The 26,154-nt window shown below is 48.1% G+C and carries 23 protein-coding genes; 3 read left to right on the forward strand and 20 right to left on the reverse strand.

Annotation, left to right across the window (positions count from 1 at the left end; all coding sequences use genetic code 11):
• Positions 1-319 precede the first annotated feature (319 nt).
• Positions 320-508, forward strand: a complete 189-nt coding sequence (rpmB, locus tag MKY44_RS18695; protein ID WP_017687459.1) for a 50S ribosomal protein L28 — start codon at positions 320-322, stop codon at positions 506-508.
• Between the two features lie 194 nt (positions 509-702).
• Here rpmB and spoVM read toward each other — a convergent pair whose 3' ends face one another.
• The 19 genes from spoVM to MKY44_RS18790 form a co-directional block, all read right to left on the reverse strand.
• Positions 703-783, reverse strand: coding sequence for a stage V sporulation protein SpoVM (gene spoVM / locus MKY44_RS18700; RefSeq protein ID WP_019424875.1), 81 nt, complete (start codon positions 781-783; stop codon positions 703-705).
• A gap of 167 nt (positions 784-950) precedes the next feature.
• Complete coding sequence (locus MKY44_RS18705) at positions 951-1,202, reverse strand: hypothetical protein (protein ID WP_047843680.1); 252 nt, start codon at positions 1,200-1,202, stop codon at positions 951-953.
• Between the two features lie 3 nt (positions 1,203-1,205).
• Positions 1,206-1,865 (reverse strand): ribulose-phosphate 3-epimerase, encoded by a 660-nt coding sequence (rpe, locus tag MKY44_RS18710; RefSeq protein ID WP_017687456.1) that lies wholly within the window; start codon positions 1,863-1,865, stop codon positions 1,206-1,208.
• Position 1,866: 1 nt separating this feature from the next.
• Complete coding sequence (gene rsgA, locus MKY44_RS18715; RefSeq protein ID WP_340386811.1) at positions 1,867-2,775, reverse strand: ribosome small subunit-dependent GTPase A; 909 nt, start codon at positions 2,773-2,775, stop codon at positions 1,867-1,869.
• Between the two features lie 61 nt (positions 2,776-2,836).
• Entirely contained in the window at positions 2,837-5,047 is a 2,211-nt protein-coding gene (pknB, locus tag MKY44_RS18720; RefSeq protein ID WP_341008132.1) for a Stk1 family PASTA domain-containing Ser/Thr kinase, read from the reverse strand.
• Positions 5,044-5,820 (reverse strand): Stp1/IreP family PP2C-type Ser/Thr phosphatase, encoded by a 777-nt coding sequence (locus MKY44_RS18725; RefSeq protein WP_341008133.1) that lies wholly within the window; start codon positions 5,818-5,820, stop codon positions 5,044-5,046. The genes pknB and MKY44_RS18725 overlap by 4 nt, the downstream gene beginning before the upstream one ends.
• 7 nt (positions 5,821-5,827) lie before the next feature.
• Complete coding sequence (rlmN, locus tag MKY44_RS18730) at positions 5,828-6,868, reverse strand: 23S rRNA (adenine(2503)-C(2))-methyltransferase RlmN (protein ID WP_036614609.1); 1,041 nt, start codon at positions 6,866-6,868, stop codon at positions 5,828-5,830.
• A gap of 252 nt (positions 6,869-7,120) precedes the next feature.
• The gene (gene rsmB / locus MKY44_RS18735) at positions 7,121-8,599 is read right to left on the reverse strand and encodes a 16S rRNA (cytosine(967)-C(5))-methyltransferase RsmB (protein ID WP_341008134.1); all 1,479 of its coding nucleotides are present in this window, start codon (positions 8,597-8,599) and stop codon (positions 7,121-7,123) included.
• A complete protein-coding gene (fmt, locus tag MKY44_RS18740) occupies positions 8,596-9,552 on the reverse strand; it encodes a methionyl-tRNA formyltransferase (protein ID WP_341008135.1) in 957 nt (318 codons plus the stop codon). Before fmt ends, rsmB begins: the two co-directional genes overlap by 4 nt.
• A gap of 12 nt (positions 9,553-9,564) precedes the next feature.
• A complete protein-coding gene (gene def / locus MKY44_RS18745; RefSeq protein ID WP_017687449.1) occupies positions 9,565-10,053 on the reverse strand; it encodes a peptide deformylase in 489 nt (162 codons plus the stop codon).
• Positions 10,054-10,168: 115 nt separating this feature from the next.
• The gene (priA, locus tag MKY44_RS18750; RefSeq protein ID WP_341008136.1) at positions 10,169-12,718 is read right to left on the reverse strand and encodes a primosomal protein N'; all 2,550 of its coding nucleotides are present in this window, start codon (positions 12,716-12,718) and stop codon (positions 10,169-10,171) included.
• Positions 12,719-12,721: 3 nt separating this feature from the next.
• Positions 12,722-13,957, reverse strand: a complete 1,236-nt coding sequence (gene coaBC / locus MKY44_RS18755; protein WP_341008137.1) for a bifunctional phosphopantothenoylcysteine decarboxylase/phosphopantothenate--cysteine ligase CoaBC — start codon at positions 13,955-13,957, stop codon at positions 12,722-12,724.
• A 138-nt stretch (positions 13,958-14,095) separates the two neighbouring features.
• Positions 14,096-14,308: a DNA-directed RNA polymerase subunit omega gene (rpoZ, locus tag MKY44_RS18760; protein ID WP_091028645.1), complete on the reverse strand. Its 213-nt coding sequence runs from the start codon at positions 14,306-14,308 to the stop codon at positions 14,096-14,098.
• Positions 14,309-14,465: 157 nt separating this feature from the next.
• Positions 14,466-15,038: a guanylate kinase gene (gene gmk, locus MKY44_RS18765; protein WP_017687445.1), complete on the reverse strand. Its 573-nt coding sequence runs from the start codon at positions 15,036-15,038 to the stop codon at positions 14,466-14,468.
• 13 nt (positions 15,039-15,051) lie between these two features.
• Complete coding sequence (gene remA / locus MKY44_RS18770) at positions 15,052-15,312, reverse strand: extracellular matrix/biofilm regulator RemA (RefSeq protein WP_006209218.1); 261 nt, start codon at positions 15,310-15,312, stop codon at positions 15,052-15,054.
• A gap of 51 nt (positions 15,313-15,363) precedes the next feature.
• Positions 15,364-16,263, reverse strand: coding sequence for a YicC/YloC family endoribonuclease (locus MKY44_RS18775; RefSeq protein ID WP_341008138.1), 900 nt, complete (start codon positions 16,261-16,263; stop codon positions 15,364-15,366).
• Between the two features lie 19 nt (positions 16,264-16,282).
• On the reverse strand, positions 16,283-18,172 hold the full coding sequence (locus MKY44_RS18780) for a bifunctional homocysteine S-methyltransferase/methylenetetrahydrofolate reductase (RefSeq protein ID WP_017687443.1): 1,890 nt from the start codon (positions 18,170-18,172) through the stop codon (positions 16,283-16,285).
• Positions 18,173-18,386: 214 nt separating this feature from the next.
• Positions 18,387-19,220 (reverse strand): diaminopimelate epimerase, encoded by an 834-nt coding sequence (dapF, locus tag MKY44_RS18785; protein WP_036614947.1) that lies wholly within the window; start codon positions 19,218-19,220, stop codon positions 18,387-18,389.
• 182 nt (positions 19,221-19,402) lie between these two features.
• Positions 19,403-22,261 (reverse strand): cation-translocating P-type ATPase, encoded by a 2,859-nt coding sequence (locus MKY44_RS18790; RefSeq protein ID WP_341008139.1) that lies wholly within the window; start codon positions 22,259-22,261, stop codon positions 19,403-19,405.
• 356 nt (positions 22,262-22,617) lie between these two features.
• On the opposite strand from MKY44_RS18790, the gene MKY44_RS18795 reads away from it, so the two are divergent.
• Complete coding sequence (locus MKY44_RS18795; RefSeq protein WP_341008140.1) at positions 22,618-24,390, forward strand: Rqc2 family fibronectin-binding protein; 1,773 nt, start codon at positions 22,618-22,620, stop codon at positions 24,388-24,390.
• Positions 24,391-24,675: 285 nt separating this feature from the next.
• A complete protein-coding gene (locus tag MKY44_RS18800) occupies positions 24,676-25,122 on the forward strand; it encodes a GNAT family N-acetyltransferase (protein ID WP_341008141.1) in 447 nt (148 codons plus the stop codon).
• A 142-nt stretch (positions 25,123-25,264) separates the two neighbouring features.
• Here MKY44_RS18800 and MKY44_RS18805 read toward each other — a convergent pair whose 3' ends face one another.
• On the reverse strand, positions 25,265-26,134 hold the full coding sequence (locus tag MKY44_RS18805; protein ID WP_341008142.1) for a PHP domain-containing protein: 870 nt from the start codon (positions 26,132-26,134) through the stop codon (positions 25,265-25,267).
• Between the last annotated feature and the right edge of the window lie 20 nt (positions 26,135-26,154).

Below are 26,154 nucleotides of genomic sequence, written 5' to 3' on the forward strand. Positions count from 1 at the left end.
ACGGTTTATTCTCCGACTTCCTCGCGGCAACAGCCTTTTCACCACTGTATTATGGACTACTCAACATTGTACTATATTAGACAGGAGAAATAAATAAAGTTTTTGGATCAGTTGACGAAGCTTTTTTAATTATGATATTATATTCAAGTATTGTTTTATGCAGGTTAAGTAATGGAAATGATCCGGTTCATGCCGGCTTAAACAACGCCATTAGCTACTGAAACCTGATCTTTATGATCAGGAAGAACAATTTAGTCCTTATGGAATGACTTTTCGTTTCTGAAGGCAACTGGTTATTTTAGGATAGGAGGTGTAATCTATGTCTCGCAAATGTTATGTGACAGGTAAGAAACCGGGCACCGGTAACCACGTATCCCACGCTAACAACCGTAACCGTCGTACTTGGGGCGTAAACGTTCAGAAGGTCCGCATTCTCGTTGACGGCAAACCAAAACGTGTATACGTAAGCACCCGTGCACTGAAAGCCGGTAAAGTGACTCGCGTATAATCACGCAAAGCTACTATAAATCGGGTAAGCAAAAAGCACCTTGTTCCTTGCAGGTGCTTTTTTGGTATTCAAAAAAGGGATTCTTGAATACGCTCATTAACATGTGAATGGCCGCCGCATGGCGCTTCGCAGGTACGAATTCCAGATAAGCCTGAGCCGAAGCGGCGGTATTCCCTGTTACCTTATCAATCGGATCAGTTCTTTTGAAACGTATTAAGAATCGCCTTTACAAACCCTCCCAAAAACTTCGGCAGTTTGAATGTGTAAAATTTCATAATTCACCCTCCCCATCATGCTCATGCGTCCGCCGTATCCTATGCTTCAGGCCTTCTTTACCTCAAACACGACAAAAAAGGCTACATGAGAAACCTGCTCATGTAACCATATTTATGCGGAACCTTCGATCCCTATTCCACAATGACAAGCCCGAAGATCAGGTCATTTACGTTTGGGCAGGAATATATTGATAGGCAGCGATCATGAAAACACTCAGTAAATAATACAGTATGCCGAATATGACAAAAGTAACCCGATGTCCCGTACGATCAAATTTGCGGAAATACATAATAACAACGCCTACCCCGATTAATGACGTGATGGCATTAAACGGGGATTGAATAACCGCAAACAAAGCAAGCACAAGTCCCGTCACGAGACTCGCAGCCATCGTCCACAGTGTCTCCTTGAGGGTCATAGATCAGCCTCCGTAGCTACGGCGAATTTCAGTAATCGCGGCAGCACGATCCTCACGTCCAAATACGGCACTCCCAGCAACGAGCACATCTGCTCCAGCTTCCACCACAAGCGGGGCTGTATCGGCAGCAATTCCGCCATCTACTTCGATATGTACATCATGGCGTCCCTTTTCGTTCAACCAGGTACGAATCTGCTTGATTTTGTTCATGGTACCCGAGATGAAAGCCTGTCCGCCAAATCCAGGATTGACCGTCATAACAAGAACCATGTCCACATCATCCAGAACTTCGAGAATGGCAGACGCTGGCGTTCCCGGATTAAGGGCAACTCCTGCCTTCACTCCCTGCTCCTTGATCAGATGAATAACCCGGTGTAAATGCACACAAGCCTCCGCATGAACGGTAATTACCGCTGCACCCGCTTTGGCAAATTCCTCAACATAACGCTCCGGATTCTCAATCATCAAATGCACATCGAGCGGCAAGCTTGTATGTGGAGCGATTGCTTTCACAATCGCAGGTCCAAGCGTAATATTAGGGACGAAATGACCGTCCATAACGTCAACATGAATCCAGTCTCCTCCTGCAGCTTGGGCTTCTGCAACTTCCGCACCAAGGCGGGCAAAGTCAGCTGATAATATCGATGGGGCAATTTTAATCATGTTAATACCTCCGCTTCTTATCTTTCATTTCGGTCAGGAACAGCACATAGTGCTGATATCGGCTTTCGGAGATCAGACCTTCCTCCTTGGCCGCAAGCACACGACAGCCTGGTTCATGTGTATGGGTACAACCTCTGAATTTGCACTGATCTGCAAACTGGGCGAATTCCCGGAAACAAGTGGAGAGTTCCTCCACACCGATCTCCAGAAAGTCCAGTTGGCTGAATCCTGGCGTATCCGCAACAAATCCACCATTATCCAACGGAATAAGCTCCACGTGCCTGGTGGTGTGTTTCCCTCGTCCTAGACGCATGCTGATTGCATTTGTCTCCAGCGTCAGGCCCGGCATCAATGCATTTAACATCGAAGACTTGCCTACACCGGATTGTCCGGAGAATACGCTGATCTTACCAGCCAGACGGTCTCTGAGCAATTCACTGCCTTCACCGGTACGTGAACTTGTGGAGATTACTTCATAACCAACCTGTTCATACAATGCTTTCACTTCAGCCACAGTGTCTTTGGCTGAATCAGCCAAGTCCAGTTTGGTCAACACAATGAGTGCATCCAGCCCCGCCTGCTCGATGTGAACAAGGAACTTGTCCAACAGGTTCAGGTTCATATCCGGTTCCTTCACAGAGAACACGAGAACAGCCAAACTTACATTGGCTACAGGAGGACGGATAAGTTCCGTCTCACGCTTCCGGATTTCATCTACCGTTCCTTCTCCGTTCTCTGTCAACATGTAGCTGACGCGGTCACCTACAAGCGGTGACGTTCCCCGTTTTCTGAAGATACCTCTGGCTCGACATTGAACGGCGGAACCTTCAACCGAAGGAACCCCGTTGTCTTCCACTGGCATGACATAATAGTAACCGCTTAGCGCTTTAACGATGATACCTTCTGGCATAGCTCCGTCGCCCTCCTTTAGTTGGTGGTACATTTACTCCAGACGCCAGCATAAGCCGCCCTTATGGACGGCTTGATGCGTTAATGACTTCCTTTTTCTTCTCTTTTTCCTTGTCGTGCCCCTTACCATTATTCATGGCAGAAGTGTCCTCATCTACGCTGTCACCCTCACCGTCTGCCGGTGTGGACTCAGGTTCACCTTCCTGATTGGGATCAACACTTCCCTCATCTACGCTACCTTCACCTGGATCAGGCTCATTTTCTGGCGGCGTCTCAGTGCTTTGTTCCGGGTCAATGGAAGGTACGTTTACTGTTCCGTTTTTGGCGTCACTGTAGGAGACAAGATACGTATCCAGGAACTGTCCATCACGATATACAGATACAGCCCCATTTTCATTTGGAGCGAGCACAAGTGGAATGGTCAAGGTCTGGGTTGAGTTCACAGTGCGTGTTCCCCATTCCTGATTCTTGCCGCGTGCATCTTCATATGTGATACGGATTTTACTGTTTTTGCCATCTTCTTTGGGTGATACAATGATATCAAAAGCATATTGCAGCGCTTCAGGCGGATACCCTGTACTAATAAAGATCGTAATCTTATCGCCAGGACGTACGTCTGCGCCCGCTTCCACAGGCCATTGCTGCGTAACTTTGCCCTTTTCCACCGTATAACTTAGTTCTTCCTGCACCTGAGCAAGTTCCAGTCCAGCAGATTTAAGTTTTTCTTCGGCTTCACTGCGGGTAAGATTTTTCAGATCAGGCATTTTGACTGTTTCAGCACCTTTACTTACGGTTAACTCAATCTGAACTGTCTCTGGGTCGAATTCCTCATTGACACCCGGTGTCTGGGAAATAACAGAACCTGAAGCCACATCATTGGAGAAGTCATCTTTCCGCTGAATCTGATCTTCCTTAATACCAAGAGCAGTCAGCTTCTTGACAGCCTCATCATAAGTTACTTGTTTGACATCAATCATCTTCAAAAGTTCTTTTTCTGCACCAACACTGATCTGGACCTCGGATCCTTCTTTGACAACATCGCCTTCTTTTCTGCTCTGTGCATAGACGATACCGGGTTCGACACCTTCCTGGTACAGACGGATGACCTCATCACTGACGACGAGTCCTTTCTCCTCAAGCATTTCCCGCGCCTTTTCTTCCGTCTGGGTGATCACGTTAGGCACGGTTACTTCAGGTACAACCAGCATACCCTTGACATACCATACAACGCCCACCATGGCGATTAGAATAAGAACGGTTAATGAGATGAGTAGAGCTGGCTTCTTCCAGCTCTTGGATTTTGCCTTACCCTTGCCAGTTTCTTCGTTAGACTCCATCACTGGCACCGCACCCGTCGATGTAACTCCACGCGGTTCAGGCTTGATCGCTGGCATTACGCGAGTCTGGTCTATATCATCCTCATCCGGAAAATCAATCTTCGTTTCATTCCGTCTCTCCGGCATCAGGCAAGTTTCCAGATCGGTCTGCATTTCTTTGGCCGACTGATAACGTTCCTGCGGATTTTTACGCATGGATTTTAAGATGACATTTTCCACACTTTGCGGAATCAATGGATTGAATTTGCGTGGTTCATCGAACTCTTCCTGCAAATGCTTCAATGCCACACTGATTGGACTTTCACCCAGAAACGGAAGTTGCCCGGTAAGCATTTGGTAAAGTACGATCCCAAGAGAATATAAGTCCGATTTTTCACCAGTAACGATGCCTTTGGCATGCTCCGGTGAGAAGTAATGTACAGAACCAACTACGGAACCCGTCTGCGTAATCGTTGTAGATGTAACGGCACGAGCAATCCCGAAATCCGTGACTTTCACACGGCCATTCCGGCCAATTAATATATTGTGGGGTTTGATATCCCGATGAATGATTTGATTATGATGTGCATGATCAAGAGCATCTGCAATCTGGGAAGCGATTCGGACAGATTCGTCCACTTGCAGCGGCGCACGTTCTTTAATAATTTCATTCAGGTTTTTGCCTTCCACATACTCCATGACAATATAATGAACGTCATCTTCCTGCCCCACGTCATAAATACTGACTACATTCGGATGAGACAGCGATGCTGCCGATTGTGCTTCCCTGCGGAAACGGCGAATAAACTCTTCGTCATGCACAAACTGTTGTCTAAGGACTTTAATTGCTACATTCCGGTTTAACAGAAGATCCTGGGCTTTGTACACAAGAGCCATGCCGCCACCGCCGACACGCTCAATCACTTCATAGCGTCCGCCTAGCTGGTGCCCAATCATGACTCACACCCCGTTTCCGTATCCACGGAACCTTCCCTCTGCAACTCGAACAAAGCAACCGTGATATTGTCGTCTCCCCCAGCAAGTAAAGCCAACTGAAGCAGTCGGTCTGCACGATCTTCCAATGCCAGTTCCAGATTGCCGGCAACCTGAATAATCTGCTCATTGCTGACCAGGTTACTGAGACCATCACTGCACAGGAGAAGAACTTCGCCTTCCTCCAGCTTGACGGTATTCAGATCTACCTTCACCTCGGCATCTGTTCCAAGCGCACGAGTTAGTACGTTGCGACGTGGATGATGGGACACATCCTCTTTGCTAATCTGACCATTTTTGAACAATTCATTCACCAGTGTATGGTCCTCGGTTAGCTGGATCACAGCTTTGTTCGCAATTTTGTAGGCTCTGCTATCACCGATGTGTCCAATAACACCTTCCGTATCGTTCAATAAAGCCGCAACCACCGTTGTTCCCATGTTGTGATACTTGTCATCTGTTGATGCCGTGCGGAAGATAACTTCGTTGGCATGCAAAATAGCATCGCTGAGAGCCGCAGACAGAGACGCATGTGACAGACCTGGTTCCAGTGTTCCCAGATCTTGCACCAACGTCTCTACTGCCAAGCGGCTTGCCGTATCCCCTGCAAGATGTCCACCCATGCCATCGGCAACAATACCCAGAATATATCCTGTATCGAGATTACGAATCCAGGCTGAATCTTCATTCACCGAACGCACTCGTCCGATATGGCTCACATGAACTGTTTTGATCAAAACGTTCTCACCTCAACTCCATATGCTTTGCACGAAGCTGACCGCAAGCGGCAGCAATATCATGTCCCTGTTCACGACGAATGGTTACATTAACACCCTGTTCCGAGAGAATCTTCTGAAAATTGAAAATGTCGCTTCTCGATGTTCTTACGTATTTGCGTTCAGGTACATGGTTAACCGGAATCAGATTCACGTGGCACAACATGTTCTTAAGCACACTTGCCAGTTCTGCTGCATGCTCTGGCTGATCGTTTACCCCACCAATAAGTGCATACTCAAACGTAATTCTCCGACCTGTTTTGGCCAAATAATAACGAAGGGACTCCATCACGTCTTCAAAAGGAAAACGACGGTTAACCGGCATCAATTTCGAACGCAGTGCATCATTTGGTGCATGGATCGAAATGGCGAGGTTAATCTGTGTATCTTCATCTGCAAACTTGTAGATGTTCGGAACGATTCCGCTCGTGGATACCGTGATGTGACGCTGACCGATGTTCAGCCCTTTTTCATGAATCATAATGCGCAGGAAAGTCATCGTAGCTTCATAGTTTTCGAAAGGTTCACCCGAACCCATGATCACGATGCTGCTGACACGCTCGCCCCGTTCATCCAGAATTTTCTGAGCCTGCACAACCTGGGCAACAATCTCCCCAGCCGTAAGGTTACGCTTGAGACCACCCAATGTGGATGCACAGAACGTACAACCAATACGACAACCAACCTGTGTGGTTACACAGATGCTGTTCCCGTAGTTATGCTTCATGATTACTGTCTCAATGGCATGATCATCATGAAGACCAAAGAGGAATTTAACCGTTCCATCCTTGGATTCAAACTTGGTAATTTCCTTAAGTGTTACGAATTCAAATTGCTCTGTCAGTTTTTCACGCAATGGCTTGGACAGATTGGTCATTTCACTGAAATCATTCACGCGTTTTACATAAATCCAGTCAAAGATTTGGCCACCGCGAAACGCCGGCTCCCCATTCTCCACAGCCCATTGCTGCAGTTGTTCCAGAGAATAATCATATATAAAAGGTTTCATTTTGTTGTCAACACCTATTCCTTCTTTTCTTTTCGTTGGCTTCCTTCTTTTCGTTCCATTCGTCCTATTCTATCACAAAGACCACGTTACATCCATGTATACCCTTGATATCTTTACTTCATGCATTATAACATCTCAATGCCGCCATCGCACCTTGTCATCACATTCTCTGACAATTATATCGTAGTCCCATCACAAAGAAATCCGCCGAAGTTCCCCTCGGCGGTCATACTTCCGTGCTCTATTAAACTGTTATTCCGCTGTTTTTGTCAACCGTGCGATGAAAAATCCGTCGCTGTGAGCGTATTGTGGCAAAATCTGAATACCACCGTTCACAACCTTCAAGTTCGCTGTCTCCGATTCAGACCAGACGGATGTTTCTGCTGGACTATATTCCGGATGTCGATTCAAGAAGTCTGCAACCATATCCTCATTCTCAGCAGGCTCAATCGTACACGTACTATACACCAGAATACCACCTGGTTTTAACAACGGCGCAACCTGATCAAGCAATTCACGTTGCAAGCCTGCGATATCTTCGATATCTTTTACGGTTTTGGTCCATTTCACATCAGGCTTGCGACGAATAACACCCAGACCTGAACATGGTGCATCCAGCAAAATGCGATCAAACGACGCTTCCGGGTACCGTTCATTCAGGTCTAGCGCATCTCCAGTTACAGCATCGATACAAGTCAGACCGAGACGCTCCGCCTGATCCAGGATCAGCTGGCGCTTGTGAGCATGTACATCATTCGCGACAATACGACCGCGATCCTGCATTTTCTCAGCCATGTGAGCTGTTTTACCACCTGGAGCTGCGCAGCAATCCAATACAAGTTGGTCTACTTCTGGCGCAACGGCTTCAGCGACAAGCATGGAACTTTCGTCCTGTACAGAGAACAACCCGTCCCGATACCAGGACGTTAGAGCCATGTTTCCGCCACTACGTACAAGAATTCCATCGAAACTCAGCTGAGAAGCTTCAACGACTGCACCTGTACTGGTCATCTCATGCATCAGTTTCTCCCGTGTGGTCATTGTTGTGTTGACCCGGACACTCACCGCTGGCGGCTCATTATTCGCACGACAGACCGCTTCCGCCGTCTCTTCGCCGTACTGGGCAATCCAGCGTTCAACCATCCATAACGGGTGGGAATGCTCCAGTGAAATACGTTCGGCAACGGGCAAATGTTCTGGAATACGAAGTTCATCCCGATTGCGGATCATATTGCGAAGCACTCCATTCACCATACCCGAGATTCCCTGATGGCCCAGTTTCTTGGCCAGATTAACCGCTTCGCTCACCACGGCATGCTCCGGAATACGATCCAGGTATATCATCTGATATACGCTGATTCGCAGCAGGCTACGAACCCATGGTTGCAGTTTGGATACTCCTTTGGCGACGTAACGTTCCAGAAAATAATCAAGTGTATTCAATCTCGCGATTGTTCCATACACCAATTCGGTAGCTAGTCCAGCATCTGCGGGGCTTAGATCCGCCTCTTTCAGACGGCGGTTCAACTCCAGATTACTGTATGCTCCATCTTGCTCAACAGCACTCAGAACCTTGACTGCCAATGTACGAGCAGATGTTTTGGGTTGCTGGGAGCGCGATGCACCACCCGATTTACCCGAATTCGGACGACGGTTTCCTTCACGTCCGGATGAATTCCCATTAGCTTTCTGGCCTTTTCCTGACGAACGACCTGGTATATTACCGCTCATCGCAGCACCGTTCCAGGTTTCAGTGTACCACCGCGAGCAAAGTCAGCGGCCTGCATCACCTTTTTGCCTGCAGGCTGCACTTCAGTCAACCACAGAGACCCATTGCCTGTGCGGACTTCAATCCCTGCCTTATTCAATTGCAACACCGTTCCCGGCTCTGCTTGTCCAGCATCTGAAGAAGTTTCTAGGTCCACCACCTGATCGGGATTAGCCGCAGCCCAAACTTTGAAGACCTGATCATCCCACATCGTAAATGCACCGGAGAACGGCACAAGACCACGAATCTGATTGAACAGTTCACGTGAAGTACGACTCCAGTCCATTTTCTCGTCATCCCGAGTCAGATTGCGAGCATACGAAGCCTCAGCATCATCCTGAGGGACCGCCGTTGTCTCGCCTGCAATCAATCGTGGCATTTCTGCCTGAAGCAGTTTGGAACCAGCCTCACTTAATTTATCAAACATCGATCCTGATGTATCTTCATCCGTAATTGGCAGTTCCACACGCGAGATCATATCTCCGGTGTCCAAGCCTTCAGCCATATACATCAATGTGACTCCTGTCACGGATTCCCCGTTAATAATGGAACGTTGAATCGGTGCTCCTCCCCGATATTTCGGTAAAAGAGAGCCATGCACGTTCACACAACCACGAACAGGCATATCCAGCACGGCTTTGGGCAGAATCTGTCCAAAGGCCGCGGTTACGATCAGATCCGGCTTCCATTCAGCCAAGCGGGCTACCGCTTCCGGATCACGCAATTTAACAGGTTGAAACACCGGCAGACCGTGGCGTTCTGCCGCGGCCTTAACCGGTGTTGGCGTAAGTACTTTTTTGCGTCCCTGTGGTTTATCAGGCTGAGTCACCACACCCACCACATTGTACCCCTCTGCCATCAGCATATCGAGAGAAGGAACTGCAAATTCAGGTGTTCCCATAAAAACAATATTCAAATCGATCACTCCTTAATTACGACGCGGTCCCGTTTGATCGGCTGCAATTTCGTACACTTTCTCGGCGACATCCGTAAAGAGTACGCCATCCAGATGATCAATCTCATGCTGGAATGCACGGGACAGCAAGCCACTACCCGTAATAATCAGCTCTTTACCTTCACGATCCAGACCTTTAACTGTAACGGTCTCGAAACGGCGAACATCACCATTAATTCCAGGGATACTCAGACAACCTTCCGGTCCAAATTGTTCTCCCTCACTTGCAATGATCTCCGGGTTAATCATCTTGATCAGCCCTTGCTCATCACCTGCGTCAATAACAATCAGACGTTTCAAAATACCAACCTGTGGCGCAGCAAGACCCACACCTTCTGCATCGTACATGGTATCAGCCATATCATCCAGCAATTTTTGTACATTTGGTGTAATTTTGGTTACTTCTTTGGCTCTCTTGTGGAGCACCTCATCTGGTTCTTGCACGATAATGCGAATCGACATGTTGTAAGCACCTTCCTAATCCTCATCATAATTTCAGGACGATATCTGTATTTTGGGGTATTCATTTTAATCTATGTTTATACCGCTTGTTTACATCCGCATTGCTGCAAAATGCTTACATTAACATTTGCGGGTCTACATCCAGACTAATAAGCAATTTTTGCGCCTGAACATCATCGTCCATGCGCCGGGCCGTAGCCAGAGCGAGTCCTATGGCGTCTACATCCCCCCGCCATTTTATCATACATTGGAATCTGTATCTATTCTTGATCCGAGGAATCGGGGACGCTACCGGCCCCAGTACATCAAAGGCATCATTGCTGAAACGATCCAGACTGCCGAGCCATCCGGCAGCATTAGCTTTCTCTTTCAGTATTCGCGTATAGTTCTCGGCAAGACGAATCAATACTGGAAGTTGCTCATGCGAAAAGGTCACCAGAATCAGGCGACAGTAAGGCGGATATTGCAAATTGCGACGATGCAGCAATTCCTCACGTACAAACGACACATAGTCATGCTGACTCGCATGCCCGATTGAGTAGTGTTCCGGCGTATAGGACTGAACAAACACCTCACCAGGCAATTGGTGCCGACCAGCTCGGCCCGCTACCTGTGTTAATAACTGAAACGTTTTTTCTGCAGCACGGAAATCAGGTAAATTCAACGCCGAATCCGCTGTTATCACGCCAACCAGGGTTACATCCGGGAAATCAAGTCCCTTCGCAACCATCTGGGTGCCCAGCAATACATCCGCCTTTTTCTCACGAAACTGTTTCAGCAGCTTCTCGTGAGCCCCCTTTTCCGTTGTTGTATCCACATCCATCCGAATGACCCGAATGCCCGGAAAGAGCTTCGCAAGTTCTTCCTCGACTCGCTGTGTACCTGTACCAAAGTATCGAATATGCTCACTACCACAGTCCGGACATACTTCCGGAGCCGCTTCCACATACCCGCAGTAATGACAACGGAGATTATTCGAGCGCTGATGATACGTCAATGAAATATCACATTCGGGACAACCTGCCACATATCCACAACTTCGGCACATGACAAAAGTGGAATATCCACGGCGATTCAGCAGAAGTACCGTCTGTTCACCACGCTCCAAGCGCTCCTCCAGCCCTTTGTGCAAAGCCCTGCTGAACATGGAGCGGTTGCCATCCTTCAATTCTTCACGCATGTCAACGATTCGCACTTCAGGCAGCTTGTTACCCAGTGCCCGCGTTGGCATCTCCAGCAAGAGTGGTGCAAAATCATCATTACTCTGCGAGCGTGCTGCATAATAACTTTCCAGCGAAGGTGTAGCTGAACCCAGAACAACCACCGCCTGGTGCTGCTGTGCTCTTTTTACCGCTACATCACGAGCATGATATTTCGGAGTTTCCTCCTGTTTGTAGGAAGTCTCGTGTTCTTCATCCATAATAATCAACCCAAGCCGACTGAATGGAGCAAATACAGCTGAACGCGCCCCAATTGCAACCTTCACCTGACCCTCCCGAATCTTGCGCCATTCATCATAACGTTCACCGCCAGACAGACGACTGTGCATAACAGCAACTTGGTCCCCAAATCGCCCTTTAAAACGTTCTACCATCTGTGGTGTGAGCGCAATCTCGGGCACCAGTACGATAGCCTGCCGATCCTGTTCGATGCATTGTTGAATGGTTTGAAGATAGACTTCCGTCTTGCCACTTCCCGTAACACCATGTAACAAAAACACCCCATGGCGTTGTTCCTGCAATCGGCCATTGATATTGTCGTAGACAAGTTTTTGCTCATCGGTCAGAACCAGCGGTTCAGTCGCTTTGAACGTCCTGCCCTGATAAGGGTCACGGAAGACCTCAACGTCCTCGGTGACGATCAGTCCCTTTTCCTCAAGCCCCTTAATCGTTGCAGCCGATACCTGTAGTGTAGATAACACTTCTTTCATCGGCATGGGCAGCAGTTCTTTCATTTCCAGCAAAAAAGCCAGAATCTCCTTCTGCCGCTGTGCTTTCGCCGGGAATGAAGCAAGTGCTTCCTGAGCAGCAGCAAGATCTACAGCCAGATCAACGGACTTCATCGTTTTTTTATTTAACTTGTCCTTGATGGCCTGACTTTCCAGCAGCACGCCACCAAGCAATAATTTCTTAATTAGTGCAGCATGATTGGGATATTTTCGACTCAGTTGTTGCAGCGGTACCTGACCCCGACTTTTGACAAAACGGATGATATCCTGCTGTACTTTCTCGGTCGTAGACTCTTCTCCCCAAACAAATAACACCTCATCATCCGGTTGTGCTCCCGCCATCTGTCCATCAAGTGCATCTCCCAGCGAGATGTATCGCTCTGCTTTCCCTTTCAATGCCGTCGGCACCATGACCTGCAATGACAAAATCCGGTTACTGGCATAACGTCCACTCATCCATTCGGCCAACTCAACCAAATCCTTTGACAACGGGGGAACAATGTCCAGTAACTCCTGAATCTGCTTAAGCTTGAATGTTTCCTCTCCGGTACGCGGCACAAGATCAATCACGAATCCCTGCACCGTCCGATGACCAAAAGGCACACCCACCCGGCTGCCAATCTCGATCCATTCCCTCATCGATTCAGGTACCAGGTAATCAAACGGCCGGTCTGTTTCCTTCACGGGAACATCGACTATGACCTTGGCAATCTCCATATCCTAATTCCTCCCGGCAATGCGCTCCGCCGCAATCCGGAGCAACCGATGAGCCACATCGTCCTTGGCTATCACTGGAAGCTCCTCCACCAAACCTTCCCGGTCATAGATATGTACCGCGTTGGTGTCTGTTCCAAATCCTGCACCCGTGCGGGTTACATCATTGGCTACGATCAGATCACAGTTTTTCCGTTCCAATTTCTCACGTGCAAACATCTCAACTGACTGAGTCTCCGCAGCAAAACCAATCAAAAACTGATGGGTTTTCTGTTTGCCCAGCGTTTCAAGAATATCTATATTTTTAACAAGTTCGAGCGACAGCGTGTCGCCTTTCTTCTTGATCTTCTCGGTATAAACTTCCTTTGGACGATAATCGGCAACTGCCGCCGCCTTAACCACGATATCAGCATCGTCCCATTCGCGTGTTACCGCTTCATACATATCCTGTGCAGACTGTACAGGGATCAGCTCAACGTTCTCCGGTGGCTTGGCTTGGGTACTGCCCATAACCAATTTCACATCTGCCCCCAGATCACGCGCAGCTGCGGCGATGGCAAATCCCATTTTGCCAGATGAATCGTTCGTAATGTATCGTACTGGGTCAATGCGCTCAATCGTACCTCCAGCCGTAACAACAACCTTCTTGCCTTGTAACAATGGAGCTTGTCCTTGCCGGGCACGGTCTGCAGACTCGCGCTGTTCGAAGAAACGTTCCACCACATCCACAATGCTCTCCGGTTCTTCCAGACGTCCCTTGCCCACATATCCACACGCAAGCAGACCTTCACCTGGTTCGATCATCATAGCGCCCCGTTCAACAAGCAGGCTCATATTATGCTTTACAGCTGGATGATCATACATATGTACATTCATCGCTGGAGCAATCATGACAGGGGCTGTCGTCGCAAGAAGAGTCGTTGAGAGCATATCATCTGCCATGCCATGCGCCATCTTGGCAATGACATTGGCTGTTGCCGGAGCAACCAGAACAAGATCCGCCAGATCGGCCAGATGAATATGAGATACAACTGCTGGCTCACGTTCATCAAATGTATCAGTATATACGGTGTTTCGGGTCAACGTTTGCAGCGTCAATTCGGTAATAAACTGTGTAGCGGAAGCTGTCATGATCACATGAACATCCGCTCCCTTTTGCACCAATCTGCTGCATAATGTTGCCGCTTTGTAAGCGGCTATGCCGCCAGTCACACCAAGCACGATTTTTTTACCGTTCAACATGTTTATTTCCCCCGATATTTATACGACGTCTAAGTAAGATTCCGTTAAAATATGCTTATTCGTAAAAAAATAACAACCTCGCGGTTGTCAATTAATCCGGCTTACGCCGTATGCAGTTGAAGAGCAGCCGCAGGCGGCTTACTCTTCTTCTTCGTCCTGTCCTTTGATGACAACGAGCAGGTCTCCATAGATTTCTTCCAGTGCAACGCCAACTTGTTTATGGGATCTCGCACCTCTTAAATCCGATTTTTCACCTTCACGTAGCTGTCTAGCCCGGCGGGAAGCAGCAACAACAAGGGAATACTTGCTGTCGACTTTGTTCATCATTTCATCAATAGAAGGATACAGCATATTAACAAACACCTCTTCGCATTAGTATAATCACAAGTTGCCGCCTGACAGAACTGATGTGGCATGTCTTCACACCCGGGCATTCCGAGAAGGAGTGCTTCAGTATATGATATGACAACTGCCCCACTTATATCGCATTCTGCAGCGGCAAAAGGGATTATTTATTGATCTTACAATGTTCGGCGATTATGATGCTTTCTATTCTCTTGCACGCCAAATCAATTTCATCATTAACAACAGCGTAATCATACTGCTCCAGCAGACTAATCTCATCAACCGCCACGGACATCCGGTGATCAATGGTCGCTTGGCTTTCGGTACCACGGCCCTGAATGCGATCTTTCAGTTCGTCCAATGAAGGAGGAAGCAGGAAAACAAAGATCCCTTCCGGGAATTTCTCTTTCACTTTTAACGCGCCTTGAACCTCAATCTCCAGAATGATGTCGCGGCCTTCGTTAATCGTTTTTTCCACAAAATCACGCGGTGTTCCGTAATAATTACCAACATACTCCGCATGTTCCAACAATTGATCTTCAGCAATCATGTTCTGGAACTCTTCATGACTTCTGAAGAAATAGTTCACACCATGTTCTTCACCAAGACGAGGCTGACGGGTTGTTGCCGATACGGAATAGATCAATTCCGGAACCCGTTTGCGCAAAGCGCTGCATACAGTACCCTTCCCGACCCCAGATGGGCCGGACAACACTACCAGTAATCCCTTAGACATATTACACTCCATTTTATTCGTCGTTATCATCATCTTTCGAAGAAAGACGATGGGCGACCGTCTCAGGCTGAACCGCAGACAGAATGACATGATCGCTATCCGTAATAATTACGGCACGAGTACGTCTTCCGTACGTTGCATCAATCAGCATGTGACGATCTCTTGCCTCTTGTATAATTCTCTTGATCGGCGCCGATTCCGGACTCACGATGGATATAATCCGGTTCGCCGATACGATGTTACCGAATCCAATGTTAATGAGTTTGATTGCCATAATCAGGTTCTTCCCCCTATACATGCGACTCTTTTGCCGAAATGTGGCCGTTCATTCGATATTCGCAGCTTGCTCACGAATCTTCTCCAGCTCCGCCTTCATCTCGACAACACGATTCACCAGAGCCAAATGGTTGGCTTTTGATCCAATCGTATTGACTTCCCGATTCATCTCTTGAATTAGAAAGTCCAACTTACGACCTACGGGCTCATCACTCTTCAGCAGTTCCCTGCTCTGTCCAAAATGACTCTGTAGACGCGTAAGCTCTTCTTCTATGTTAGAACGATCGGCAAACATTGCAATTTCCATACCCAATTTATGCTCATCAAAAGGGAAAGAGCCTTCTTCCTGCATTTCCGTAAGCCTCTGTCTTAGCTTGTTGCGGTAATCACTTACCACAGTCGGTGCAAGATCAAGCATCTCGGTATGCAGTGACTCCAGACGGGTAATCCTCCGTTCCAGATCACTGGCCAGATGAAGACCCTCGCGAGCGCGCATCTGTTCAAGGCTGGACAGAGCCTCTTTCAATCCTTCCTGCAGAACTCGCTCCCATTCGTCCTTCTGCTCTTCGGGAATGGAACTTGTCCCATCCGAATGAACCATGACGTCCGGCAGCGCAAGTATATCCACAATACTTGGTTTGCCCTGCATTCCATATTGGGTTTCCAGTTGCTCCGCAGCCTGCAGATAGGCCCTGACCGTCTGTTCATTCAGAACAGCGGGAAGAGCCTGGTCTTCCTCTTTTTCTTTCATTACATAAACATCAATCCGCCCACGTTTCAAACGACTCTGTACGATCTTCCTCAAACCGTCTTCATAATACGTCCACTCTCTTGGCAGACGCATCATCACTTCGCAGTAACGATGATTAACAGATTTGATCTCTAATTGTACCTTATAGCCGCCAAAATGAAAGGCGGATTGACCGTATCCGGTCATACTGAATGACATCGGCATCACATCCGTTTTACTATTGTAATTGATTATTAGGGTTGAAACAAGTAGGACATTGATGCTCCGACTTCTCCCATACGTATTGAGTCAGTTCGGCCGTCATGCCGTAGAACATAAACGGTGTCATAAGATAGATGCCTTTGAAATGCGCTGTTGCTACGTCCAGCAATTCCTTGGCAATTTTTACCCCCATCGCACGGCCTTCTTCGCCTTCCAGACCTGCCATACGGGAACGCACTTCATCCGAGAGCTGAATTCCGGGAACCTCGTTGTGCAGATACTCTGCATTCCGTCCACTCGCCAGCGGCATTACACCTACAAAAATGGGCACATCCAGATGTTTGGTCGCTTCGTGCATTGCTACAATCAACTCAGGATCATAGATCGGTTGTGTCATGATGTAATCAGCGCCAGAGGCAATTTTCTTCTCCAGACGTTGTACAGCTTTCTCCAAATATTTCACATTAGGATTAAATGCCGCTCCAATTACAAAACCAGCTCTTTGCTTCAGCGGTTTACCTGAGAAAGCCACTCCATCGTTCAACTGTTTGATCATGCGTATGATTTCAAAAGAAGTCAGATCGTATACTGAGCTTGAACCCGGCAAATCACCAAATCTTGCAGGATCTCCTGTTACAGCCAGTACATGATTAATGCCCAGAGCATCAAAACCCATCATGTGTGACTGTGTTCCAATCAGATTCCGGTCACGGCAGGCAATATGCACAAGTGGACGAAGGCCCGTGCGATCCTGAACGAGGTGACCCAGCGCCATGTTGCTCATCCGTGTTACCGCGAGTGAGTTATCGGCCAGTGTCAGGGCATCGGCTCCTGCTGCTTTCAGTGTCTCGGCACCCTTCATGAACTTGGCAATGTCCAAGTCACGTGGCGGGTCAAGTTCAACAATGACCGTGTGACGCTGCTTGACCAGATCAACGATTGTAGGCTGTCCTCCACGTCCGGAACGCTCATCCACATTTTCATGCAACACGATGCGCGGTTTGGATTCTGACGGATCAGGCTCCAGAATGGGCGAAGGCACATAGTCAGCAAGCGCCTCTTTCATAGCGGTAATATGATCAGGTGTCGTACCACAGCAACCACCGATAATACGAGCACCCAGTTCAGCAAATTGCACTGCCGTCTGACCAAAGTACTCCGGAGTCGCACCATAACGGAACTGACCATCCACATAATCTGCGGCACCCGCGTTCGGGTAGACGGACATTGGAATACCAATTCGTCCCGAGACGGTTTCCATGGCACGCATAATCCCGTTTGGACCTGAGCGACAGTTAAAACCAATGACGTCCGCGCCCTGCTCCCGCATAATCCGGAAGGCTTCAGGCATCGTATATCCGTCCAGTGTGTGTCCTACATCCTCAACCGCGAACTGTCCAATTACAGGCAGATCACTTAGCTTGCGCGCTTGCAAAAGGGCAATATCCATTTCCTCGATATCATAGAAGGTCTCAAGCAAAATGCCATCCACGCCTTCATCTAGCAGTGCAGAGATCTGTTGTTGATAAAAGCGTTTCAGTTCACTCGTTGACACGTTTGTCCGCTTGCCACCTCGAATGGAACCAACTGCACCAAGCACATAACCGGTATCTCCAGCTACCTCTTTGGCAATGCGTACACCGGCACGGTTCACGTCCTCCACCTTGGACTCCAGACCGAACTTGGACAACTTGTCGTAATTGGCAGAATACGTATTTGTTTCAAATATTTCTGTACCTGCATCCCGATAACGGCGATGTACATCCGCCACTACTTCAGGTGAAATCAAGTTTAATTCTTCATATGAAATCCCCACCGGGAATCCCATTTGGTACAAAAATGTTCCCATGGCCCCATCTCCAACGAGAACCCGTTCCTGCATAACTTTGCGCAAATCCGCCTTCATCCCATTTCCCCCCGCCTAGCTGTGATCATTTACATACTAATGTAACACAAAAAACGCTAAAAAACGAAGAAAAACACAGGTTTTTGATGAGTATCCAGCTCATATGGACTTTCTTGCCATACAGCCCCCAATATGTCTCTGTACAGGAGACACGACCTGTCCTTTTTGACAAAAAAAGAGGCCCGCAGGCCCCTTTGGTTAAACCTTTCACTTTTTATGAAGTGATTCCCTTAAAAACAACTTCAGCAGGTCCAGTCATGTACACATGATTGTCAGCTTCATTCCACTCAATGTGGAGATCCCCCCCCTTGAGGCTGATGACTGCTGTACGATCTGTATGTCCATTCAGGACAGAGGATACCAGTGTTGCACAAGCTCCGGTTCCACAAGCTAGTGTTGGACCCGCTCCGCGTTCCCATACACGCATGTCCACATATCCACGGTCACGAACTGTGGCGAATTCCACATTGATTTTTTTCGGAAACATCGGATGCACTTCAAGAAGTGGGCCCCAAGTCGTGAGGTCAAAATTCACAGCGTCATCTACATAGATAACCGCATGTGGATTACCCATGGATACGGCAGTGAATTTGAACGCATGTCCATTCGCTTCAATGTAGTGATCAACGACTGGGTTGGCATCCACCGTTGTAGGCACTTGAAGGCCGTTCAGGATCGGCTCACCCATGTCAACACGAACCGTTTCCACTTTACCATCACGAATGTTGAGACTCACAGGTTGTACCCCTGCACCAATCGTTTCAATGGTGATCTGCTCCTGGTTCACGTGACCATGATCATATACGTATTTGGATACACAGCGAATGGCATTACCGCACTGCTCTGCTTCCGAACCGTCCGAATTCATGATACGCATCTGAAAGTCTGCCTTCTCCGAAGGCAGTATATAAACCAGGCCGTCCGCACCGATGCCAAAGAAACGGTTGCACCATTTCACAGCCAATTCTGCCGCATCTGCCGGAAGCTCCTTTTCACCAAATACAACAATAAAATCGTTACCAAGTCCATGCATTTTCGTAAATTCCATAATCTTGCCCACTCCTTTTGGCAGTCTGCTGCCAAAGCTATATTCTTGCTCTTCTACAGGATTACCATAGAAATTCATATTCAGCATTTACACAAAAAAGCTATCCTGCAAAATGCCAAAGCTGCCGCTTCGAATCATTTTGAGGATAGCATAACGAAATGGGTAAGGAAAAGGTATTGATTTTATGCTGAAAACTTTGTACTTTTCGGTACGAAGCGGCCAGAACCACCCATACGGCGGCGGTTACGACGACCACCCCACACACTGCCTGCGCCCATAAGGAATGTTGGAATGCCTGCAGCAACGATACATATCGCCCATTCACGCAATCCCAGAGGTACGGTTTTGAAGATCGGCTGCAATGGTTCAACGTACATGACAACCAGCATCAGTACAACCGATGAAATCACGGCAAGAACCAGATATTTGTTCTGTAAAGGATTCCGGTGGAAGATCGACCGCGAACTACGGCAATCAAAGACATGAATGAGTTGCGCCAAAACGAGTGTCGCGAATGCCACCGACTGTGCCTTGATCAGTTGCCCCGGATTATCCGGTGCAGCCTGAAGGGTAAGCCAGAACGCTCCGAGTGTGCATAATCCAATCAACACACCCCGGCTAACGATTTTCCAACCCAGTCTCCGCGCAAAAATATTTTCCTTGGCTCCACGGGGTTTGTGTTCCATCAAATCTTTCTCAGGCTGATCTACCCCGAGCGCCATTGCAGGCAAACCATCCGTCACCAGGTTAACCCACAGAATCTGAATAGGCACGAGTGGTAGCGGCAGGCCCATCATCATTGCAAAGAACATTGTCAATATTTCGCCCACGTTTGATGCCAGCAAATAACGGATAAACTTGCGAATGTTCTCATAAATATTACGGCCTTCTTCAATGGCAGCCACAATGGTTGAGAAGTTATCATCACTCAGAATGAGCGCCGAAGCTTCCTTCGTGACATCTGTACCCGTAATGCCCATCGCAATCCCGATGTCTGCTGCTTTAATGGCTGGAGCATCATTGACTCCATCACCCGTCATCGCGACGACATGCCCTTTGCGTTGTAACGATTTCACGATGCGAAGTTTGTGTTCAGGAGACACTCTTGAGAACACATATATGCTCTCTACCTGTTTATCCAGTTGCTCGTCTGTCATGCCTGCCAGTTGCTGACCACTTAACGAAGCCCCTCCGCGGGGAAGAATCCCCAATTGATGAGCAATGGCTTCTGCGGTTGTTCCATGATCACCTGTGATCATGACGGTACGAATGCCCGCTTTGCGGCATGTGGCAATCGCATCTCGCACTTCACGACGCGGTGGATCAATCATACCTGCAAGTCCTACGAAGACAAGCTGACTTTCGGCGGCGTGTTCGTCAGCCACTTTTTCTTCCGGCCGCACTTCACGATAGGCCATTCCAAGGACACGTAGTGCCGCTCCGGCCATGCTCTCGTTAGCTGCCATCACTTTCTGCCGCAGCGTTCCAGTGAAAGGTACAACCTTGCCTTCCCACAAAATATAACTGCAGTGTCCGATTAACACATCCGGTGCACCTTTGGTGTAGATCATTCGGCCTCCCTGATGATGAACCAGGACCGACATGCGTTTACGCTCCGAATCAAACGGGAATTCCTGCTGGCGGGCATACAACTCTTTGAGTCCGGCAGGAGTAAGCCCCATTTTGGAGGCCAGTGTGACGAGTGCCCCTTCCGTCGGATCGCCTTTCAGCTCCCAGAATACATTGTCTCGTTGAACGGTTTCTTCTTGGAGATCACCTTTTTTCGTATTTTTCTTGCCGTCCTTTTTGTTATCCTTGCCCTTTTTCTTGCTCCCCACCTCGCTTGCAGCACTTTCCACAATACTCGCATTGTTGCAAAGCGCGCTGATCTGAAGCATTCTGCGCAGGGACTGGTCGCTCTTCAGTTCCACCGTACGACCATTCTCCAGCATCTGCCCTTCAGGTGCATAACCATCCCCGGTAACCTTGATGTTACGTCCCTCCAACCATACATCCGTTACCGTCATCTTGTTTTGGGTGAGCGTGCCAGTCTTATCCGAACAGATTACGGATGCACAGCCCAGAGTTTCGACAGAAGGCAGTTTGCGTACAATGGCTTTACGTTTGATCATACGCTGCACGCCTAGTGCAAGTGCAATGGTTACAATGGCCGGCAGACCCTCCGGTATGGCAGCCACCGCGAGGCTGACCCCTGCCAGAAACATGCCAACAGCTGGTTGTCCGTGCAATATCCCTGCGACGACAACCATAATGGTTAATCCCAATGCGACAAAAATCAGAATTTTGCCCAATTGCTCCAGCCTGTGCTGTAGCGGTGTTTCTTGCTCCTCCGTATTTTGGATCAGATCGGCGATTTTGCCCATCTCCGTCTCCATCCCCGTACGGATAACCACACCTTTGGCTGTGCCACGAGTGACCATGGTACCCATAAAACCAATATTCTTCTGATCACCCAGCGGAACGTCCTCGTCCGCAATCGGAAGGCAATGTTTGCTTACAGGAACCGATTCCCCGGTAAGTGCCGACTCCTCGACATCCAGACTGTTCGTTTGCAGCCAGCGTACATCAGCCGGTATACGGTCCCCACTCTCCACCATGACAATATCCCCGGGGACAAGTTGTTTGGCGGCAAGGTGTACTTCCTGGCCTGAACGAAGCACTTTGGCAAGAGGTGCAGACAACTGTTTCAATGCACGAAGAGATCGTTCAGCCCGGAATTCCTGTACAAACCCCAGAATTGCATTCAGTACGATAATAGCCACAATCGTTACCGCATCCAGATACTCACCCAGTAATCCGGATACCAACGTTGCTCCCATCAACACCAGCACCATAAAATCCTTGAACTGATTCAAGAGCAATGTAATTGGAGAAATGCGTTTCCCCTCGCTCAGCTCATTCGAACCGACCACTTTCCTCTTCTCTGCTACAGCTTCATCCGTCAATCCTTCCTGCGGGCTGACGCCAAGAGTGTTACGAAGCTCTTCATCACTAAGTTGATGCCACTTGGTATGTTCCATGCTTCAAGTTTCCCTCCCAGTCTGTATTTCATCTGCAAAATAAGCTCACATGACTCACCGGCGCGCTGGTCGACAGGCTGTACACTATGCCGGACAAACTACCTGCTCTATATGTATTCGGACAGGTCTGTGATTAGCACCCGGAAGGTGAATCCTTTCCCTGATGGACAGAATAGGCTAAAATAAAAGTCTGCGATGTTCTGCGCAGTACCAATTCCAGCGTTCAACAGGCAAGCAACGAAGAATCTGTAGCCAGTCCTTGTTTTTTTACATACCTGGTTGCACGTTTCAGTTATATAGATGAAGCATTTGGCATGATAAATGCAGATGCTCGATAGAGAGAGGAAGTGGAAAAAATGGCATTGGACGGCATCGTAACACGGGCCATTGTTCATGAACTGCAAGGCTGCATTGGTGGACGTATTAGCAAAATCCATCAGCCGAATGGCCATGACGTAGTTCTCACCCTGCGTGCTCAGCGCGGAAATAGTAAATTGCTTGTTTCGGCAAGCCCAACCTATCCCCGTGTGCATTATACGGAAAAGACATTCCTTAACCCTACGGAAGCACCCATGTTCTGCATGTTGCTCCGTAAGCACTGTGAAGGTGCAATCATTGAGGAGATCCGTCAGATTGGCATGGAGCGTATTATCCACATCAATGTGCGCCAGCGCGACGAACTGGGGGATGTTTCGGTTAAACGGATCATCATTGAATTGATGGGGCGTCACAGTAATATTATTTTACTTGATCCTGTAACTGGAACAATTCTGGATGGCATTCATCATGTGACTCCTTCCATCAGCAGTTACCGGGTAATCATGCCTGGATTCGCGTATACTGCCCCACCCGAGCAACATAAAAGTAATCCGCTCGAAGTGAGCCGTACAGCATTCGAGGACAGCTATCATGCCGCTGAGGAAGAGGCATCACGCTGGCTTGTGAACTCCTTTAGCGGTCTTAGCCCGTTAATTGCGGGAGAGATTGCTGCCCGCGGGATTGCTGCTGAAGGCACTGTGAGCACTCCAGATGTGGTTGAGGGTGAGAGCCGAGTTGAGGCTGGTGCACTCTGGAACGCTTTTGAAGCCGTGATGGGACCTGTCAGAGATCATATCTACATGCCTGTAACCGGAACAAACGCCAAAGGCAAAATGATTTTCTCGGCCGTTCATCTTCAGAGCATTCAGGACTTGGAGAAAACCTATGACACGATGAGCAAGTGCATGGAAGATTATTACGGAGACAAAGCTGAGCGGGACACGGTAAAACAAAGAGTAAGTGATCTGCTCCGTTTTCTGCAGAATGAGCGAAGCAAAAACATCAAAAAGCTGGACAACCTGAACAAGGACCTGCTGGAAGCGGACGATGCAGACAAGTTCAGACTATGGGGTGAGTTGCTATTCGCCTCCCTGCATCAGGTCCACAAAGGGGACAAGAGCGTGGAGCTTGTGAACTTCTACGATGAAGACCAAGCCAACATTACCATTCAGCTTGATCCACTGCTCACACCGTCTGACAACGCACAACGTTATTTCAAGCGGTATAACAAATACAAGAACAGTCTGGCTGTGATTCATGAGCAGCTTGGCAAAACCAAAGACGAGATTAACTATCTCGATAACCTGTTACAGCAGCTGTCCATTGCATCCATGAACGATATTGAGGAAATACGGGACGAGCTTGTGCAGCAAGGATACCTTCGTGACCGCAATAAAAAGGGTAAAAAGAAGAAGAAAAGTGACCGTCCGACCGTACACCAGTTCACCTCCTCCGAGGGAATTGATATTCTTGTGGGCAAAAACAACCTGCAGAATGAGTACGTGACCAACCGTCTCGCTTCTTCCAATGACACTTGGCTGCATACCAAAGACATTCCAGGTTCACATGTCGTTATTCGCAGTACGGACTTTGGTGAAGCTACATTGGAAGAAGCAGCACAGCTTGCTGCCTATTTCAGCCAAGCCAAGGAGTCCAGCAGTGTGCCTGTGGATTACACGTTTATCCGTCATGTGCGCAAACCAAGTGGTGCGAAGCCTGGTTTTGTGATCTATGATCACCAGAAGACCTTGTTTGTCACGCCAAATGATGAATTGATCAAAAGCCTGCCATCCACGATTAAAAATGGATAAGGCTATATAAGTTGAACTAAAGATTATTTACACTGACACTACGATGACAGAACAACCTTCCAATCGCTGTTATCGTGTAAATGATTAGTTCAAATTATATAGATGTAACAGTAACAAAGACAGAATCCCCTGACCATTAACGGTTCAGGGGATTTTTGTGGTTGCATTACTTGTTTGAATGATAGGTGAAATTCAGCTTATTTATCACCCTTATTGAATATTAATTCATTAATATGTATAATAATTCAATCTTCACGAATAAAATTACAGTTAAGGAAGTGTACCATGACCATACATATCAGAGAAACGCAACCTGATGATCTGAAACCCCTGATGGCATTAATGCATGACTATGTGGTGGGATTCTACAACAACCCTTGGCCTGGTGATCAATCCATCCAGCTTTTGATTAACAACCTGCTTAATCAGCAGATCGGCGCTCAATTCGTGGCAGAACAGGACGGAGAGCTTATCGGATTTTCCACCCTGTTCTTTACTTATAGCACGATGAAAGCAGAGCGTGTCGCCATCATGAATGATCTTTTTGTGACGGAAACATTCAGAGAAGGCGAAGCGGAAGCCCAATTATTTGCACACTGCCAGCAATATACCCGTGACCATGGCTGTGCTTATATGTCCTGGATCACAGCAGTGACCAATGAGCGAGCACAACAATTATTCGAACGTCTTGGAGCTACACGTGGCGCTTGGGTAAACTATTCCATTACATAGACTCTTTTGAGCACAAAAAAAGGGACATGCAAACATGAAGGTTCAGCCCTATCATGCTTACATGTCCTTTACTCCTTCGATCTTAAATGTATCCAGTAATACAGAATTTATTATAGTCAGATAGAGCGTTGCAACGTCTCGCTTACTCTCCCTTTTGCTGTAAAGCAGCTGCCTTTAGCCTTTTCAACACATCAACCGTTACGGTCTTGCTACCAAGATCTCCGTGGAAAACAACACCTTGCCGTTTGCCATGATAATCAGATCCACCTGTTTCAATGAGGTCGTATTCCTTGGCCAGCTTACCATACCTGCGTTCCTCTTCCGGGCCATGGTCCGAATGAAACACCTCAATGCCATCTGGACGAGAGTCTTCGATGATACGTCGCACCAATTCATCATCATTATAAAGACCCGGATGGGCAATCACAGCGGCTCCACCAGCGGCTCTGATCCACTCGCACGCATCCTCGGGTGCAACGCGGGGGACAGATACGAAGCCTGGCTTGCCTTCAGCAAGATACCGATCAAATGCATCCCGCATGTCAACAGCGTAGCCTTTTTTCACCAGCACATCGGCCATATGAGGTCTGCCGATACTCTCATCCGGCTCTAACGGCCGTCCCAGCTCATCCAGTACCTCCTGCCAGCTTATATCAAGCCCTAGTTCCTGCAGCTTGCCAATAATCAGATGATTCCGCTCATCTCGCGCTTCTCGTAATCCGCGCAACCGTTGCAGGAACTGCTCATCCTCTGTATTCACATAATACCCGAGCACATGAATATCTTTCCCACCAGCCCGAGTGCTGATCTCCACTCCGGCAACAACATCAATATCGTACTCTTTTCCCGCTTGCTGTGCTTCTGCTACACCAGCTACTGTATCATGGTCCGTTAAGGCAACCGCAGATAGCCCTTTTTGTTTGGCAAGCTTCACATTATCAGCAGGTGGCTGCATTCCATCGGAAGCCTGACTATGCGTATGAAGATCACAGCGTCCTTGGCGCTGATCCATGAACAACAGCTCCTTTGTGT

The organism is Paenibacillus sp. FSL R7-0026, from assembly GCF_038004485.1.
Lineage (GTDB): Bacteria > Bacillota > Bacilli > Paenibacillales > Paenibacillaceae > Paenibacillus > Paenibacillus xylanexedens_A.